This is a genomic window from Rhodopila sp. (genome assembly GCF_965276935.1).
Taxonomy (GTDB): Bacteria; Pseudomonadota; Alphaproteobacteria; order Acetobacterales; family Acetobacteraceae; genus Rhodopila.
Genome location: NZ_CBDIBS010000003.1, coordinates 1 through 15,267 on the forward strand (window position 1 = coordinate 1; position 15,267 = coordinate 15,267).

Sequence of the window (15,267 nt, forward strand, 5' to 3'; positions counted from 1 at the left end):
ATCGTCGTGGAATACCACATCCAGCACCCAGTGCAGCCGGTTCTCAATGCCCCAGTGGCTCCGCACGACCCTGGCGAGGGTCTCGGCACTGAGTTTGGTTGAGCACAGGTAGTATCGGGTTTCTGTCTGGATAACGCCGCCCCGCTCGGTTTCGCTTTCGATCATGCCGATGGCGGTCAGGCCAGGGAATGCAAATTCGCCCGGATGACGCCGCTCGGCGAACAGCCAGTTGATGTCGTGGCAGATCGTATGGCGGCGGGTTTCGATCCGGCCATGGTCGCCATCGACGGTCTCGAAGCTTTGCAGCGTCAGCGTTGGTGGTGGATCGGCAAAGACGGTTTCCACTTCGGCATAGGTCGCTGGCCAGTTCTCCTTCAAGGCCAGCACGTAATCGCCACCACCCTCGATGATCGTCTGGGCAATCTCCTTCTGCGTGCCCATGGCATCGATGGTCACCAACGCGCCGGCCAGTTCCAGACGACGCAGCAGCACAGGAATGGCGGTGATCTCATTGGATTTCGCCGACACCGCCTCTTGTCCAAGGACCAATCGCTGACGCGTCGCCCAGGCGGACACCGTATGCAGCGGCAGACGCCCTTTGCCGCGGGCATGGCTGCGACGCGAGGTCTTGCCATCGATCGCGATAATCTCGGGCGTGTCAGTCCGCAACCCGTCTACCCAGGTCAGGAAACATGTCTTGAACAGCTCAGGATCAATCGCCGCGATCACGTCGCACAATGTGTCGTGGCTCGGGATGCCGTGCTTGAACGGCAGAAAACGGCGGAGGAAGCCCTGGCGTTCGCTGCCCCACAGGCTGATTTCGACAAAGTCGTCCGCACCGGCGATGGTCCCGCAGAGCATCAGCAACAGGATTTCCGGTAGAGGATATAGCACCTTCGTCGCTTGGCGCGGGTCCCGGAGGGCCGCGAAGTGGGACAAGAAGCAGGGCTGGCTTGGCATGGACATAGAGACCTCCTGATGAGAGGCTTCCTATGAATCCGATTCTAGCCCGCACGGGAATCCCTCAACCACTCAAGCGATCGCCCTGGGTTGCCGGCGGGACTGCTAGACCGCCCAAACGTCGAGCTGCTATCAAGGACAAAAACAAGCCCAAGCGGGATACGGAGCTGTTTCCGCCCCGCTGGTATCGTAGGGGCGTCTCGGATGCGAACGGTGCAGGCGGACCGTGTCAATTCTTCGTTCTTGAGATATAAAGTGTTTCTCGACATGCACTTGGAGGAAAACCCATGAACCTGTACCGGCTGCTGCAAAAGCGCGCCTCACATGGAAAGCCCGTGCGGGTCGGGTTGATCGGCGCCGGCAAATTCGGTTCGATGTTCCTCTCGCAGGTGCCGACCACGCCGGGGCTGGAGGTCGCGGCTATCGCCGACCTGTCCCCTGATCAGGCCCGCGCCGCCTGCCGCGCCGTCGGCTGGACAACGGAACGCATCGCCGCCACCCGCTTCGTCGATGACGCGACAGCCATGATCGCCTTGCCCGAGGTCGAGGTGGTGGTGGAGGCCACTGGCCACGCCCCCGCCGGTATCGCCCATGCGCGCAGCGCGATCCGCGAGGGCAAGCACATCGTCATGGTGAATGTGGAGGCCGATGTCCTGGCGGGCCCGCTGCTGGCGCGGGAGGCCGAGGCCGCCGGCGTGGTCTACAGCCTGGCCTACGGCGACCAGCCGGCACTGATCTGTGAACTGGTGGATTGGGCACGGTCCTGCGGCTTTCCGATCATCGCCGCCGGCAAAGGCACAAAATACCGGCCCGAATACCACGCCTCTACCCCGGAGACGGTCTGGGGCCATTATGGCCTGACGGCGGAGCAGGCGCGCCGCGGCGGGATGAACCCGCAGATGTTCAACTCATTTCTTGATGGCACTAAATCGGCGATCGAGATGGCGGCGGTGGCCAATGCCTCGGGCCTGACGCCGCCGCCGGACGGGCTGGCGTTCCCGCCGGTCGGCACGCACCAGATGGCGGACATGCTGCGCCCAGGCAATGCCGGCACGCTACACCATGCCGGCCAGGTCGAGGTGATCTCCAGCGTCCATCGCGACGGCAGTCCGGTGACGAACGATCTGCGCTGGGGCGTGTTCGTGGTGTTCGAAGCGCCGAACGACTACGCCGCCCGCTGCTTCCAGGAATACGGCGTGGTCACCGATGCCACGGGACGGATCTCGGCGCTGTATCGTCCGTTCCACCTGATCGGACTGGAGCTCAACATCTCAATCCTGTCGGCGGCGCTGCGGCGGGAGGCGACCGGTGTACCGACGGGGTTCCGCGGCGATGTCGTCTCCACCGCCAAGCGCGACCTGCGCGCGGGCGAGGTGCTGGATGGCGAGGGCGGCGCCTGCGTCTGGGGTAAGCTGATGACAGCGGCGGACAGTCTTCAGCACGGCGGCCTGCCGATCGGGCTGGCGAACCGGGTGCCGTTGCTGCGCGACGTGCCGATGGGGCAGCCGGTAACCTGGGATGACGTGCGGATCGATGCGGCGGATGAGGCGTATCGCTATCGGCGAGCGACGGAGGCGGCGTTCCCGGCGGAATAACGCCCGCGCGCGCCAGGACCGCCATTCGCGATTATCATCGCCGCCTCGCCGCGGCGCCAGCGACCGGCACGGCGTTGGGTCACCGAGTAGGACCGTAGCCTACCCATGGCGGACCTTCCGCGGGAGACATTCGCCTCGGTCCACTTATGTCATAACATGTGGCGCATCTTGAACGAGAGACAGATGACCAGACCTGCTGATTCGACTGACGTCGCCATCATCGGAGCCGGCAACATCGGCATTGCCGTTGCCTACTATCTGGTCGTCAATCACGGAGTCAAACGTATCGTCCTGCTCGATTCCGGCGACCCGATGGCGCTTACGTCAGCCCAGTCGGGTGAGAACTACCGCAACTGGTGGCCGCATCCGTTCATGACCGCCTTCACCGATTACGCCATCAACCTGCTCGAAGATATCGCACGCGCCAGCGGCAACCGCATCCACATGACCCGGCGCGGCTATGCCCTGGCCACGCGGCGCAGCACGCCCGAGGACCTTCTCGCCGATTTGCACCGTGGCTACGGCGTTCGTGCCACAAGCCTAATCCGCACCCATGAGAGCAGCGGCGCAGGTCGCTACCGGCCGGCGACTTCAAGCGATTGGAAGGCCGCGCCCGACGGTGTCGACGTGCTGCTAGATCGTGCGCTGATCCAGGAACACTTCCCCGGCCTCGCCCCCGACATCGGTGCCATCCTGCACGTCCGCCGGGCCGGGAATATCAGTGCGCAGCAGCTCGGGCAGTTCATGCTGGAGTCGATCCGCGCCGCCGGTGGCCAGGTGCGCCGAGCACGCGTCACGGCGATTGATAGGGATGCAGCGTTCACCTTGACCGTGCGGGAGAAGGACGGGACGGCAAGTCTTCGCGCGGATCGCGTGGTCAATGCTGCAGGCCCCTTCTTCACCGAGGTCGCGGCAATGCTGGGTGAGACATTGCCGGTCAGTTGCATCTATCAACAGAAGATTGCGTTCGAGGACCGCGCGCGGGCCATCCCTCGCACACTGCCATTCACAATTGATCTCGACGGCCAGATGCTCCTCTGGACCGACGAGGAACGGGCGCTGCTATCCTCCGAAGCCGAAGGCAGCATATTGCTGGAAACTATGCCCGGCGGCATCCACCAGCGTCCCGAGGCCGGTGACGAAGGAAGCTGGATCACGCTCGGCTGGGCCTACAACGCGACCGCCAGCGACCCGGCCAGCGAGCCGCCAATCGACCCAAACTTTCCCGACGTGGTGCTGCGTGGAGCAAGCCGCCTCAATCCCGCCCTGCAAACCTACCTTGGACGCCTGCCACGTGGCGCTCGGCATTACGGTGGATACTATGCCATGACGCCGGAGAACTGGCCGTTAATCGGGCCGATGCATACACCAGGCGCCTTCATGGCCGGGGCGTTGTCCGGCTTTGGAATCATGAGTGCAACCGCCACGGGAGCCCTGTGCGCCGCCTGGATCGCCGGTGCGGCGCAGCCGGACTACGCACCAGCGTTCACGCTCGGCCGTTACAACGACCAGGCGCTTATGGCGGAGCTGAAAGAGAATGCTACCAAGAGCATTCTTTAGAGCATGATCGTTTTAGGTTGACCCGTAGCCGGAGTTGACGAGGTAATTGGCGCATTCTTCGACGGTATACTCGTCGAGGAGCTTGGCGATCGCTTCGATCACTGCGTCGATGGTGCGGGCGTTGGCCTTGCGCAGCAGGGTTTTGAGTTTGGCGAACACCTGCTCGATCGGGTTGAGGTCGGGACTATAGGGTGGCAGGAAAATCAGCTTTGCACCCGCTGTCCGGATTGCCTTGCGGATGACAGGGCCCTTGTGACTGCTCAGATTATCCATGATCACAACGTCGCCCGGTCGTAACGTCGGCACCAGGAACTGCTCGACATAGGCGCGAAAACTGATCGCGTTCATCGGCTGATCGAGCAGGCATGGCGCATGAATGCCGTCGCATCGCAGGGCGGCAACGAAGGTTTGCGTCTGGCGATGACCATGCGGCACCTTGGCGAGCAGACGCTGGCCGACCGGGCACCGCCCCCGGATCGGGGTCATGTTCGTCTTCGTCCAGGTTTCGTCTACAAAAACAAGCCGTCTGGGATCAACTTTATCCTGCCGCTTTTGCCATTGCAGGCGCCGACGGGCAACATTGGGACGATCCTGCTCGCTGGCGTGCAGGCTTTTTTTTAAAGCTGAGACCAGCGCGGTCAACGATGTTCCAGACAGCAAAATAGCTCACCGTGATGCCACGGTCTTGCAACTCAGCGAGCAGTGCGCGCAACGGCAGATCCGGCTGTTGCGCAATCCGTTCGATAATCCTGTCGCGTTCGTTGGCCAGTGCGAAGGGCCGATGACCACCCAGCCCCTGCGCCGCCACGCTGCCCTTCTGTCGATCCAGCCGCGACCACCGCTGCACAGACGACTCACTGACCTGGAAGAGGGTCGCCGTCTCAAGCCGGCTCCTGCCTGAGCGGAATGCCGCGACAGCGCGTTCTCGCAAATCCAACGTGTAAGGAGCACCCATCCATGCTGGCCTCCGACCCAGCCCACAGCTTGGATCAGATTTTAGGCCGCGCCGGAACCCCTACTCACGCAGGAGTCAACTTAAAACGATCATGCTCTAGTGTGGCGCAGGAACTGATACCGAGACTATACCTGCTACATCTGTCTTCTTCCAGATACGGTTGTGACGTGATCCAATGCAAAACTAGGCATGTTCCTCGTCGATGTCTTGAACCGCACTATTCTGCCCGTTCCAGGGAATACTCGCAAATCAGGCGCGGCGACGCAGGGTACCGCAACAGCCGCGCATTTCAGGAATAGGCAAACGCCGCATCATTCAAATCAATCTCCGGAAACTCATCCTTTTCCGCCCAATAATCCTGCGTATGCTGCCACTCCGACTTGTCGCCGCGCTTCGGCAGCAGATGCATGCCGCGCATGATGTAGCCCGGATTGAAGTTCTCCGGATCGATCCAAGGCAGCAACGGCATGTCCTTGTCCTGCGGCCGCAGCGAGGGCGTGACCATCCGGGCGCCTTTCTGTTTCATGTGGATCAGCAACCGGCATACGAAGTCGCCCACCAAATCGGCCCGCAGCGTCCAACTCGCGCGGAAATAGCCGAACACCCAGGCCATGTTCGGCACGCCAGTAAACATCATGCCGCGGTACGTCACTGTATCGGAAAACACCAGCGGCTTGTCGTTGATCGTAAAGCCGATGTCACCGAGGACATTCAGGTTGAATCCGGTGGCGGTCACGATGATGTCCGCGTCCAGCAGCTTGCCGGACTTCAGCAGCAGGCCGGTCTCGGTGAACCGCTCGATTTCATCAGTAACGACCGACGCCTTGCCACGGCGGATGCCTTGGAATAGATCCCCATCTGGAATGAACGCAATGCGCTGCCGCCAAGGCCGGTAGCTCGGCGTAAAATGCGTGTCCACGTCGTAGTCTTCCCCCAGATACGCCCGCACCACGCCGAGCAGTTCCTGCTTCACCACCTCCGGCTCGGTAAAGGTGCGGCGGGTGAAGGCGTCCTGGTCGTGCAGGATCTTGCGGCGGACGATCTCGTGAATCCACGTCTCCTCGATGCCCAGTTCCCGCAACTCCTCGGCTAGCGCGATGGCATTGCGGCCGGCACGGAAATAGGTCGGCGAGCGCTGCAGCATATTGACATGGGCACAATCATCCGCGATCGCCGGCACCAATGTCGCCGCGGTGGCGCCGGAGCCGATGACGACAACGGTCTTGCCCTTGTAGTCCAGATCGTCCGGCCAGGACTGCGGATGGATGATCTGGCCCTGGTAGCTTTCCATCCCATCCCATTTGGGCGTGTAGCCCTTGTCGTGGCGGTAGTAGCCTTGGCACATCCACAGGAAGTTGGTGGTGAAGCGGACCGGTGCGCCGGTGTCCGTGCGGATCGCCTCGATCGCCCACAGCGCCTGGTCATTTGACCAACTGGCCGAGACAATCTTGTGGTGATAGCGGATGTGCCGGCCGAGGTCGTTCTCCGCGATGACGTCGCGCATATATGCAAGTATCTCGGCCGCAGTCGCGATCGGCGCGCTAGTCCAGGGCTTGAAGCGGTAGCCGAAGGTGTGCAGGTCGCTGTCGGACCGGATGCCTGGATAGCGGTGCGTCCACCAGGTGCCGCCGAAGCTGTCCTGGGTTTCCAGGACAACGAAGCTGGTGCCTGCGCACTGCTTGGTCAGGTGATAGGCCCCACCAATGCCGGATATGCCGGCCCCGACGATCAGGACTTCGAAGTGTTCGGCGGTCCGCGACGCGGGTCGGGCCAATGTGGCTGTTTCGGACATGGGGTCGATCTTCTTTGTCGTTTGGCGGGGCTGCCATGGACTGCAAAGCCGGCCGCCGGGTGTTACAGATGAATAGAATAACCCGTTTGCTGGGCAGACGCGAGGGCCGCTTTCCCAGGTGGACACGCTTCACTATGCAACAGGCCTGCGCGTCGGCGGCCACTCGTTCGCGCGCACCTGCCACGTCACAGCAATTCGGACGCCATGCACGACGCGCCGGTTCAGGCGCTGCCTGCCTGTTGGGCAGGGCTGGCGAGGCCTGCCTGAGTCATGTACTCTCGTAATCAGGAGGATCTACCATGGCGGATCATGATCTGGTGACCTTGTGGGAGGCGCATTGCCGCTACGAGTTCGAAACAAGAGATGTTGATGCCACGATGGCAACGATGGTTGCCGAACCATACGTCAACCATATCCCGACCATGACGGGCGGTGTCGGGCATGATGCACTGAAGCGGTTCTACGCGAACCACTTCATTGGTGCCAACCCGCCGGATCTCGCCATGACCCCGGTCAGCCGCACTGTCGGCACCGATCGTGTCGTGGACGAGTTCGTGTTGCATTTTACCCATACGACCGCCGTTGACTGGATGCTGCCCGGCATCGCCCCGACCGGGCGCACGGTGGCGGTGCCGATGGTGGCGATCGTGCAGTTCCAGGATGACAAGCTGGTGCATGAGCACATCTATTGGGATCAGGCCTCGGTCCTGTTACAGATCGGCTTGCTGGATGCGACCGGTCTGCCGATTTCCGGCGCGGAACAAGCCCGCAAGGTCGTTGACAAGACGCTGCCAAGCAATGCGATGATGCAATGAAACTGATTCCATCGTTGGCTTTATGACTGGAAAGCCGTTGCCGGAAAATGCACCGGCGCGCCATACATCTGCCAATCAGGGCCAGCCGCCAATCAGGGAAGGATAACGCGCCGCTTACCGCTTTGCCGCCTGGATCGCCGCCCAGACCCGCGCCGGGGTCGCCGGCATGTCGAAATGCCGGATGCCTAAGGGCGCCAGCGCGTCGTTGATGGCGTTCATCGCGGCACCCAGGGCGCCCACCGTGCCGGCCTCGCCCACACCCTTGGCGCCTAACGGATTGACCGCCGTCGGCACCTCCCGCGTTGCCAGACGGAATTCGGGATAATCGTCGGCGCGCGGCATCTGATAATCCATGAAGGACGCGGTCAGCATCTGTCCGGACTCGGCGTCGTGCAGGATTGCTTCACCCAGCGCCTGGCCGACGCCCTGCACCACGCCGCCATGGATCTGGCCGGCGACCAGCATCGGGTTCAGCACCCTGCCGAGTTCCTCCACCGCGCTGTAGCCGACGATTTCGGTCATACCGGTATCCGGGTCGATTTCCACCTCGCAGATATGGGTGCCGTTCGGGAAGGTGACGGCGGTCGGCGAGAACTCACCGCTCTCGACCAGACCGCCCTCCTCGCCTGGCGGGACATGCGCCGGATCGTGGGTCCAGCGTGCCACCGCTGCCAGATCAACCGAGCGGTCGGTGCCGGCGATCGTGAACCGGCCATCGGCCAGTTCCACGTCCACCACCGCGGCTTCCAGCATCTCGGCCGCGATGCGCCGAGCCTTCTCGATCACCTTGTCTACCGCGAGGGTCACCGCCGATCCGCCGATGCACAAAGCGCCCGATCCGCCGTTGCCCTTGCCGCTGGGCAGCAGGTCGGTATCGCCGCCCTGCCAGCGCACCTGGTCAGGCGACAGGCCGAAGCGGGCGGCGACGAGCTGGGTGAAAGCCGTCTCCAGTCCCTGTCCGACCGACATGGAGCCGGAGCGCAGCAGCAGGCCGCCGTCTTCCGTCAGGCGCAGGCTGGCGGTGTCCTTGGCCGGGCGCAGGAACGGCCCGCCGGCGACCTCGATGCAGTTGCACAGGCCGATGCCGCGCAGCTTGCCGGCTCGCGCGGCTTCAGCCTGGCGGTGCGGGAAGGCGTGGAAGTCGGCCAGCGCGGTGGCGTCCCGCATGTTGCCCTCGAATTCGCCGCAGTCGTAGGTAAAGGTCAGGGCAGTCTTGTATGGCATTGCCGCTGGTGGGATCAGGTTGCGACGACGCAGTTCGTAGGGATCGATGCCGGTTTCGCGAGCGGCGACGTCGATCAGGCGCTCGATGGCGTAGGTGGCTTCCGGCCGGCCGGCACCGCGGTAGGCGGCGGTCGGCACGGTGTGGGTCAGCACGCCGCAGACCTGGGCCTCGATGAAGGGGATGACGTAGACCCCGGCGATGCCGCCGATGTTGCCGACGCCCCAGGCGGAGCGACCGGAGACATAGGCACCCAGGTTCACATCCCAGCGCAGCTTCAGCGCACTGAATTTGCCGTCCGTATCCAGGCCAAGCGAAGCGTAAACACGCATTTCGCGCGCCTGTTCGTCGGTGAGGAAACCTTCGGTGCGGTCGGAGATCCAGCGTACCGGGCGCCCCAGACGGCGCGCCGCCCAGGCGACCAGCACCGATTCCTGATGCACCCCCGATTTCATGCCGAAAGAGCCGCCGACATCGCCTGGCAGCACTCGGATTTCGGTGTTCGGGATGCCGAAGTTGCCGCTCGCCATGCCGTTGCGCAGTGCGAAGGGCGACTGGTGCGACGCATGCACCTCGATCCGGCCGTCGGCGGCGATGCAGGCCCAGGCACCACGCGGCTCCAGGCTGTTGGCGGTGACGCGGGAGACGGTGAAGTCCAGGGTGGTGACGTGCGCGGATCGGGCGAGTGCCGTATCGGTGCCCGCGGCGTCGCCGCGCTGCCATAGGAAGCCGATATTGTCCGGCACGTCGTCCCAGACCACCGCGGCGCCGGCGGCCAGCGCGGCGGCGGGTTCGGTGACGACCGGCAAGCTGCTGTAGTCGACAGCGACCATCTCGGCCGCCGCCAAGGCCGCGGCGCGGGTCATGGCAACAATCATGGCCACGGGTTCGCCGACGAAGCGCACCCTGCCGGTCGCCAGCAGCGGCCGGTCGGTCTTCGGCGCGGGGCCACCATCGGGACGAAGAAAGCCGATGCCACCGGCGATCGGCGCGACATCGGTCAGATCGGCGTGGGTATAGACCGCCAGGACATCGGGCAGCGCACCGGCGGCGGCGGTGTCGATACGCTCGATCCGTGCATGCGCGTGGGGGGAGCGGACAAACACCGCCGTCGCCAGTCCGGTCGGCGCGGCATCCGCGGCGTAGTTGCCCTGGCCGGTTAGCAGCCGAAGGTCTTCGCGTCGCCGGACGGATTTTGCCTGCATTGTGGCCATTGCCTGTGCTCCCCGTTGTTGTCGGCGGGCAGCATAGCGGGTTTGGCGGGAAGTGCGATTCGGGTCATGCCAGTCGGTCATGCCCGGTGCCGGTTGGCGTGCACCGGACAAGGCCGCCTGGTCAGGCCTTGTCCGGGACGTCAGGCGTTTCGGCTGACCTGACGGTTCAGTGCTTCGCCAGCTTGCCGCCGTCGTCATCGTCGATAGACGATGGCAGGTAGACACCGATGCAGCCCTTCGTCGGGCAGGGATTGGTGGTGTCGGTTCCGGCTGGGCTGCCCGGCGGCACGAACCCGATCGGCACGAAGACATGATGCGACCGGCTATCGGCCGCGACCGAGTGTGCGGTGGTGGATGTCGCGACGCCGCCGTCATAGGCGTACGAGTTGGCATCGACGGTGCCGAGGATCGGCTTGGCAACGCCGTCGGGCGTTTCATTGCTGCGTGCCGCCAGGTAATAATGCTGCGTGCCCTTGTCGTACCAGACTTCATCGTTCCCGCCAGCCTGGGTGATCGCGGCCTTGATGTCGCCGTTATCAAGATTGATGATCAGCGACTGGGAGATGACATTCGGTGCTTTTCCGAATATTCCGCTGCAGCCGATCATGGCTTCATGGCGCGGACCGAGCGTGAGGCCGCCCGGCGTGCAGTTCGTTACCGGATAGATCGCAGTGACCTTCATGCTGATGGGGTCGATTACGGCGACGCCGCCCTGGGTGGGATCGCTCGGCGAGATCTGCGGCACGGATGCATAAAACAAGCCCGTCTTCGGCGACCACTGCGGCTGCTCGATCCCTGTGGTGGTTGCGTCCGGCGTGCCGTTCTTGCCGTTGAACACGATCTGCCCGAGGATCTGGTGCGTGTCGGTATTGATCATCGTGATGAACGGTGGCGTGTTGGCGTTGTTTGCGGCCGCCATGATGTGATCGGTGGCGTCCCAGGCCATCTCATCGACGCGCATCTTCACGCTGGGATTGGTCGGATCGGTGATCGGGATCGTGTCAGTCACCGCGAACTGCGCGATGCTGATCACCTTCAACGTGCTGTTCCCGTCACCCGCCCAGACCTCATTGTGGTTGATGATGACAACGCCGTCCGGACCCGAAAGGCCGTTGTTCGCCGTGCCGTTCGCGTTAAGCACGACACCTTGAAAACCGCCCACGCGACCGGTGAACGTGTCGTCGCTCGCATCGAAGAAATCCACCGAGCCGTTGGTCCGATCGGCCAGGACGTAAAGGTCGATCTTGGGATCGTCGAAACTGATGTCGAACGCGCCGAGGCCAGCGCCGCCGACGTCGATCTTGTCAACCAGGACCATGTGTTCATCGGCACGTGCCGGGATGCCGCCGGCAACCAGCAGCGCCGCGGCAATCGGGCCCAGCCAAGTTGATGCAATTCCACAACGTCTTGCCAATGGATGTGTTGCGTGAAGTCTCATTTGTTTCCCCTTATCCCATCGATGACGTTCGGTGAGCAGCGGTTGCGGCCGCCGTTCTAACGTCACTTGAAATACTACGATGGTATGGAGCGGAAGTGTTGATCAAGTTTAAGACATTTTAGTTTCAACACTTTATCATCACCGATCGTTAATAGGTACAATTAATGACTGCCGCATTTCGCCACAGGTCCCGTTGATAGCCTGTAGCGTTCCGCTGATTAGCAACGCTTGCGCCGCCGCTTCAGACACAGCTCGCAATGCCTGATCGAGAGCCGACGACAAACGGCCAATGCCACTACGCTACGCCTTTTCGGAAACTTGCGCAGCCACCTTGAACAGCGTCTGCCGACGCTCCCGACTGCCTTCTCCACCTACAAGAACTGCCGGAATCACTCATTATCTCACTGTTGTTCATCCGTATTCAGGATCGGCGTTCAACCCGCGCTCAACGACGCCTCGCTTTCACCACAATCCATTGCGAAGCAATGCGTTTCCGCCGGCCCTCGGAGAGCAGACTTCAGTAACTTGCCGCGTTCCGGTCAAAAGCCAGGTTCGTATCGCCGAAATGAACCGAGGCATCATTCGCGAAGATGTCGCGATTCCTGGTTTCCGGAATGAACAGCAGCCCGATGACCGCCGTGGCAGCGGCGATGACAATCGGATACCAAAGCCCAAAGTATATGCTGCCATTCTGGGCGTTCATTGCGAACATGGTGGCCGGCAGCAGGCCGCCGAACCAGCCGTTGCCGATGTGGTATGGCAGCGACATCGACGTGTAGCGGATTCGAGTCGGAAACAATTCCACCAACGCGGCGGCAATCGGTCCATAAACCATGGTGACCAGCACCATCAGGAAGGTCAGGATCAGCACCAGCGTGAGTGGCTGCGGCCGGAAGATGTCCCACGGATGCGCCATCTTCACCACCGACGAATTGGACGCGGCGGGATAGCCCACCGCGGTCAGCGTGTCCGCCAGATCCTTGGCGAACGTTGCCCCCCTCACGGCCACCAACTTGTCGCCGATGCGCACCGTCGCGGCGGTGCCCGGCGGCGCGTCCTGCTGCGAATAGACCACTGACGCCCGCGCCAGCGCGCCTTTGGCCACGTCGCAGCTACTGGTGAACTTCGCGGTCCCGACCGGATTGAACTGGAAGGAGCAGTCGGCCGGATCAGCCAGCACCACCACCTTCACCATCTCATGCGCGCGCGAAAGCGCCGGGTTGGCGGTATCGGCCATGTATTTGAACACCGGAAAGTAGGTTAGCGCGGCAATGATGCAGCCGCCCAGGATGATTGGCTTGCGGCCAATCTTGTCGGACAGCCAGCCGAACAGAATGAACCCGCCGGTGCCCAGCGCCAGCGACCAGGCCACCAGCAGATTGCCGGTGAAGCCATCCACCTTCAACACCGACGTCAGGAAGAATAGCGCGTAGAACTGCCCCGCATACCAGACCACCGCCTGCCCGGCGACCAGACCGAACAGCGCCAGGATTGCCCATTTGGCGTTCTTCCACTGGAAAAACGCCTCGGTCAGTGGCGCTTTGGAGCGTGTGCCTTCGGCCTTCATCGCCAGGAACGCCGGGCTTTCACTCAGCCGCAGGCGGATCCAGACCGAGACGCCCAGCAATATGATGGATAGCAGGAACGGCACCCGCCAGCCCCAGGCGCGGAAATCGGCCGCGCTCATGACCGACTGGGTCAGCAGGATGACCAGCAGCGACAGGAACAGGCCCATCGTTCCGGTGGTCTGGATCCAGCTTGTGTAAAAACCGCGCCGACCACGCGGGGCGTGTTCCGCCACGTAGGTCGCCGCCCCGCCATATTCGCCGCCCACAGCCAGACCCTGCAGCATGCGCAACCCGATCAGGATCACCGCCGCGCTCAGGCCGATCTGGTCGGAGGTCGGCAGCAGGCCGACAATGAAGGTTGACGATCCCATGATCAGGATGGTCACCAGGAAGGTATATTTGCGGCCAACCATGTCGCCGACACGGCCAAATACAAGGGCGCCGAACGGGCGCACCAGGAAGCCGGCGGCGAAGGCGAGAAGCGCGAAGATATTGCGGGTGTTCTCATCGAACTGGCCGAAGAACTTGGCACCGATGATCATCGCCAGGGAGCCGTACAGAAAGAAGTCATACCACTCGAACAAGGTGCCGAGCGACGAGGCGAAAATGACCTTCTTCTCGTCACGCGTCATCGGGCGAGCGGCAGGGGCGATCACGCCCGCTGGTGTCGCGGATGCACTCATTGCCTTGAAGCCTCCCTTTCGATTTGTATCGTTCGAACCGGATGACGTTTCTCGGCGCCTAACGCTGTCGAACACCTGCCATCGTCTTGAATGACCGGTGAAACACTGCTTACCTGAAATCTAATTTGGGTAACAGAGGCGGACTGACCACATTCTTGGCACTGAACAGTTCGACTTGCATTCAATCTGACTGACGTGAGTTGAAGGACCATCAGTTCGGTCGGGCGGTGCAGCTTCTTTGTCCAAGCCGTGGTGGGCAGCGCAGGGCCGTTGCTCACCACTACCGGGCCTCGATCCAGGCGCTTAACTTGACGCATGAAGCCTGTGCAGGAGACCGATTTGAACGACGTCACGCCACGGCGCTGCCAAGTGTTCCGTGTGCCGACCGCGCATCCCGCCGACATCGCCGGCGTGCTTACGCTAATCGCATCCGGCACCATCACCGCCGCCGAGATAATGGCGATTTTCGGCAAGACCGAGGGCAACGGCTGCGTCAACGACTTTACCCGGGCCTATGCCGCCACCGCGCTGCAGGCGGGCCTGGCTCCGTCCCTCGGCTGCACACCGGCGGAGGTTGGCAATCGCATCGCCATGGTGATGTCCGGCGGCACCGAAGGCGGCTTGTCCCCGCACCTTCTGGTGTTCTGCGCTGGTGATGCCCCGGCGGGCGCCAGACCCGGCCATAGCCTGGCAATCGGCACCGCCTTCACCCGCGACTTCCTGCCGGAGGAACTCGGCCGGATGCCGCAGATCGAGGCAACGGCCGAGGCGGTGGCCGCGGCCATGATCCGGGCCGGTATCACAGTCCCCGAGGACGTCCATTACGTCCAGGTCAAGTGCCCCTTGCTGACCGGGGAGCGTGTGCGGGACGCCGCGGCGCGCGGACAGACGGTGGTAACCACCGAGACCTACCCATCGATGGGCTACGCCCGCGGCGCCTCGGCACTCGGCGTGGCGTTGGCGCTGAACGAGGTTCCGCGTCACGCGCTGGACGACGCGGCGGTCTGCCGGCGGTTCGATCTGTGGTCAGGCCGGGCCAGCACCAGCGCCGGGATCGAGCTGATGCACAACGCCGTCATCGTCCTCGGCAACAGCGCGGCCTGGGCCAGCGAGGCAGTCATCGCGCACCGGGTGATGCGCGATGCCATCGACCTGCCGGCGGTGGTGGGCGCGTTGGCGGATGTCGGATCGGTACCGACAGCGGGGCAACTGGACCAGGGCGCGCGTGACGCGGTGCTGGCTGTCCTGGCCAAGGCCGATCCGTCCAGCACGGGGCGCATCCGGGGTGCCAGGCACATCATGCTGGACGACAGCGACATCAACGCAACGCGGCACGCCAGAGCACTGGTCGGTGGCGTGCTGGCGGGGGTGGTAGGACGGACCGACCTGTTCGTCTCGGGCGGCGCCGAACACCAGGGACCCGATGGTGGTGGACCGGTGGCGGTGATCGCTCGCCGTCGGTGAA

Annotated in this window: 10 protein-coding genes; 4 read left to right on the forward strand and 6 right to left on the reverse strand. The window is 63.2% G+C overall.

The features are described 5' to 3' along the window. Window positions 1-966: ISAs1 family transposase (locus ACQY4S_RS07885; protein WP_428484659.1), on the reverse strand; the 966-nt coding region annotated here is incomplete at its 3' end. Window positions 967-1,247: 281 nt separating this feature from the next. Here ACQY4S_RS07885 and ACQY4S_RS07890 point away from each other — a divergent pair. Together ACQY4S_RS07890 and ACQY4S_RS07895 are read left to right on the forward strand one after the other, a co-directional pair. Beyond that, window positions 1,248-2,555 carry an NAD(P)H-dependent oxidoreductase gene (locus tag ACQY4S_RS07890; protein ID WP_428484660.1) on the forward strand — a complete coding sequence of 436 codons (1,308 nt, stop codon included), beginning with the start codon at window positions 1,248-1,250 and terminating at the stop codon, window positions 2,553-2,555. Between the two features lie 183 nt (window positions 2,556-2,738). Next, entirely contained in the window at window positions 2,739-4,115 is a 1,377-nt protein-coding gene (locus tag ACQY4S_RS07895; RefSeq protein WP_428484661.1) for an NAD(P)/FAD-dependent oxidoreductase, read from the forward strand. Between the two features lie 12 nt (window positions 4,116-4,127). Here ACQY4S_RS07895 and ACQY4S_RS07900 read toward each other — a convergent pair. Beyond that, a protein-coding gene (locus ACQY4S_RS07900; protein WP_428483280.1) for an IS630 family transposase occupies window positions 4,128-5,070 on the reverse strand; the annotation gives its coding sequence in 2 pieces (ribosomal slippage) (window positions 4,128-4,733 and window positions 4,735-5,070; 942 coding nt in all). A gap of 289 nt (window positions 5,071-5,359) precedes the next feature. After that, window positions 5,360-6,862, reverse strand: a complete 1,503-nt coding sequence (locus tag ACQY4S_RS07905; RefSeq protein WP_428484662.1) for a flavin-containing monooxygenase — start codon at window positions 6,860-6,862, stop codon at window positions 5,360-5,362. Between the two features lie 299 nt (window positions 6,863-7,161). On the opposite strand from ACQY4S_RS07905, the gene ACQY4S_RS07910 reads away from it, so the two are divergent. Then, window positions 7,162-7,677 carry an ester cyclase gene (locus ACQY4S_RS07910; protein ID WP_428484663.1) on the forward strand — a complete coding sequence of 172 codons (516 nt, stop codon included), beginning with the start codon at window positions 7,162-7,164 and terminating at the stop codon, window positions 7,675-7,677. 114 nt (window positions 7,678-7,791) lie between these two features. Here ACQY4S_RS07910 and ACQY4S_RS07915 read toward each other — a convergent pair whose 3' ends face one another. The 3 genes from ACQY4S_RS07915 to ACQY4S_RS07925 form a co-directional block, all read right to left on the reverse strand. After that, a complete protein-coding gene (locus tag ACQY4S_RS07915) occupies window positions 7,792-10,113 on the reverse strand; it encodes a xanthine dehydrogenase family protein molybdopterin-binding subunit (protein ID WP_428484664.1) in 2,322 nt (773 codons plus the stop codon). Between the two features lie 166 nt (window positions 10,114-10,279). After that, on the reverse strand, window positions 10,280-11,551 hold the full coding sequence (locus ACQY4S_RS07920) for a hypothetical protein (protein WP_428484665.1): 1,272 nt from the start codon (window positions 11,549-11,551) through the stop codon (window positions 10,280-10,282). Window positions 11,552-12,068: 517 nt separating this feature from the next. Continuing rightward, window positions 12,069-13,802 (reverse strand): MFS transporter, encoded by a 1,734-nt coding sequence (locus ACQY4S_RS07925; RefSeq protein ID WP_428484666.1) that lies wholly within the window; start codon window positions 13,800-13,802, stop codon window positions 12,069-12,071. Window positions 13,803-14,141: 339 nt separating this feature from the next. On the opposite strand from ACQY4S_RS07925, the gene ACQY4S_RS07930 reads away from it, so the two are divergent. Next, window positions 14,142-15,266: a ring-opening amidohydrolase gene (locus ACQY4S_RS07930; RefSeq protein ID WP_428484667.1), complete on the forward strand. Its 1,125-nt coding sequence runs from the start codon at window positions 14,142-14,144 to the stop codon at window positions 15,264-15,266. Window position 15,267 lies beyond the last annotated feature (1 nt).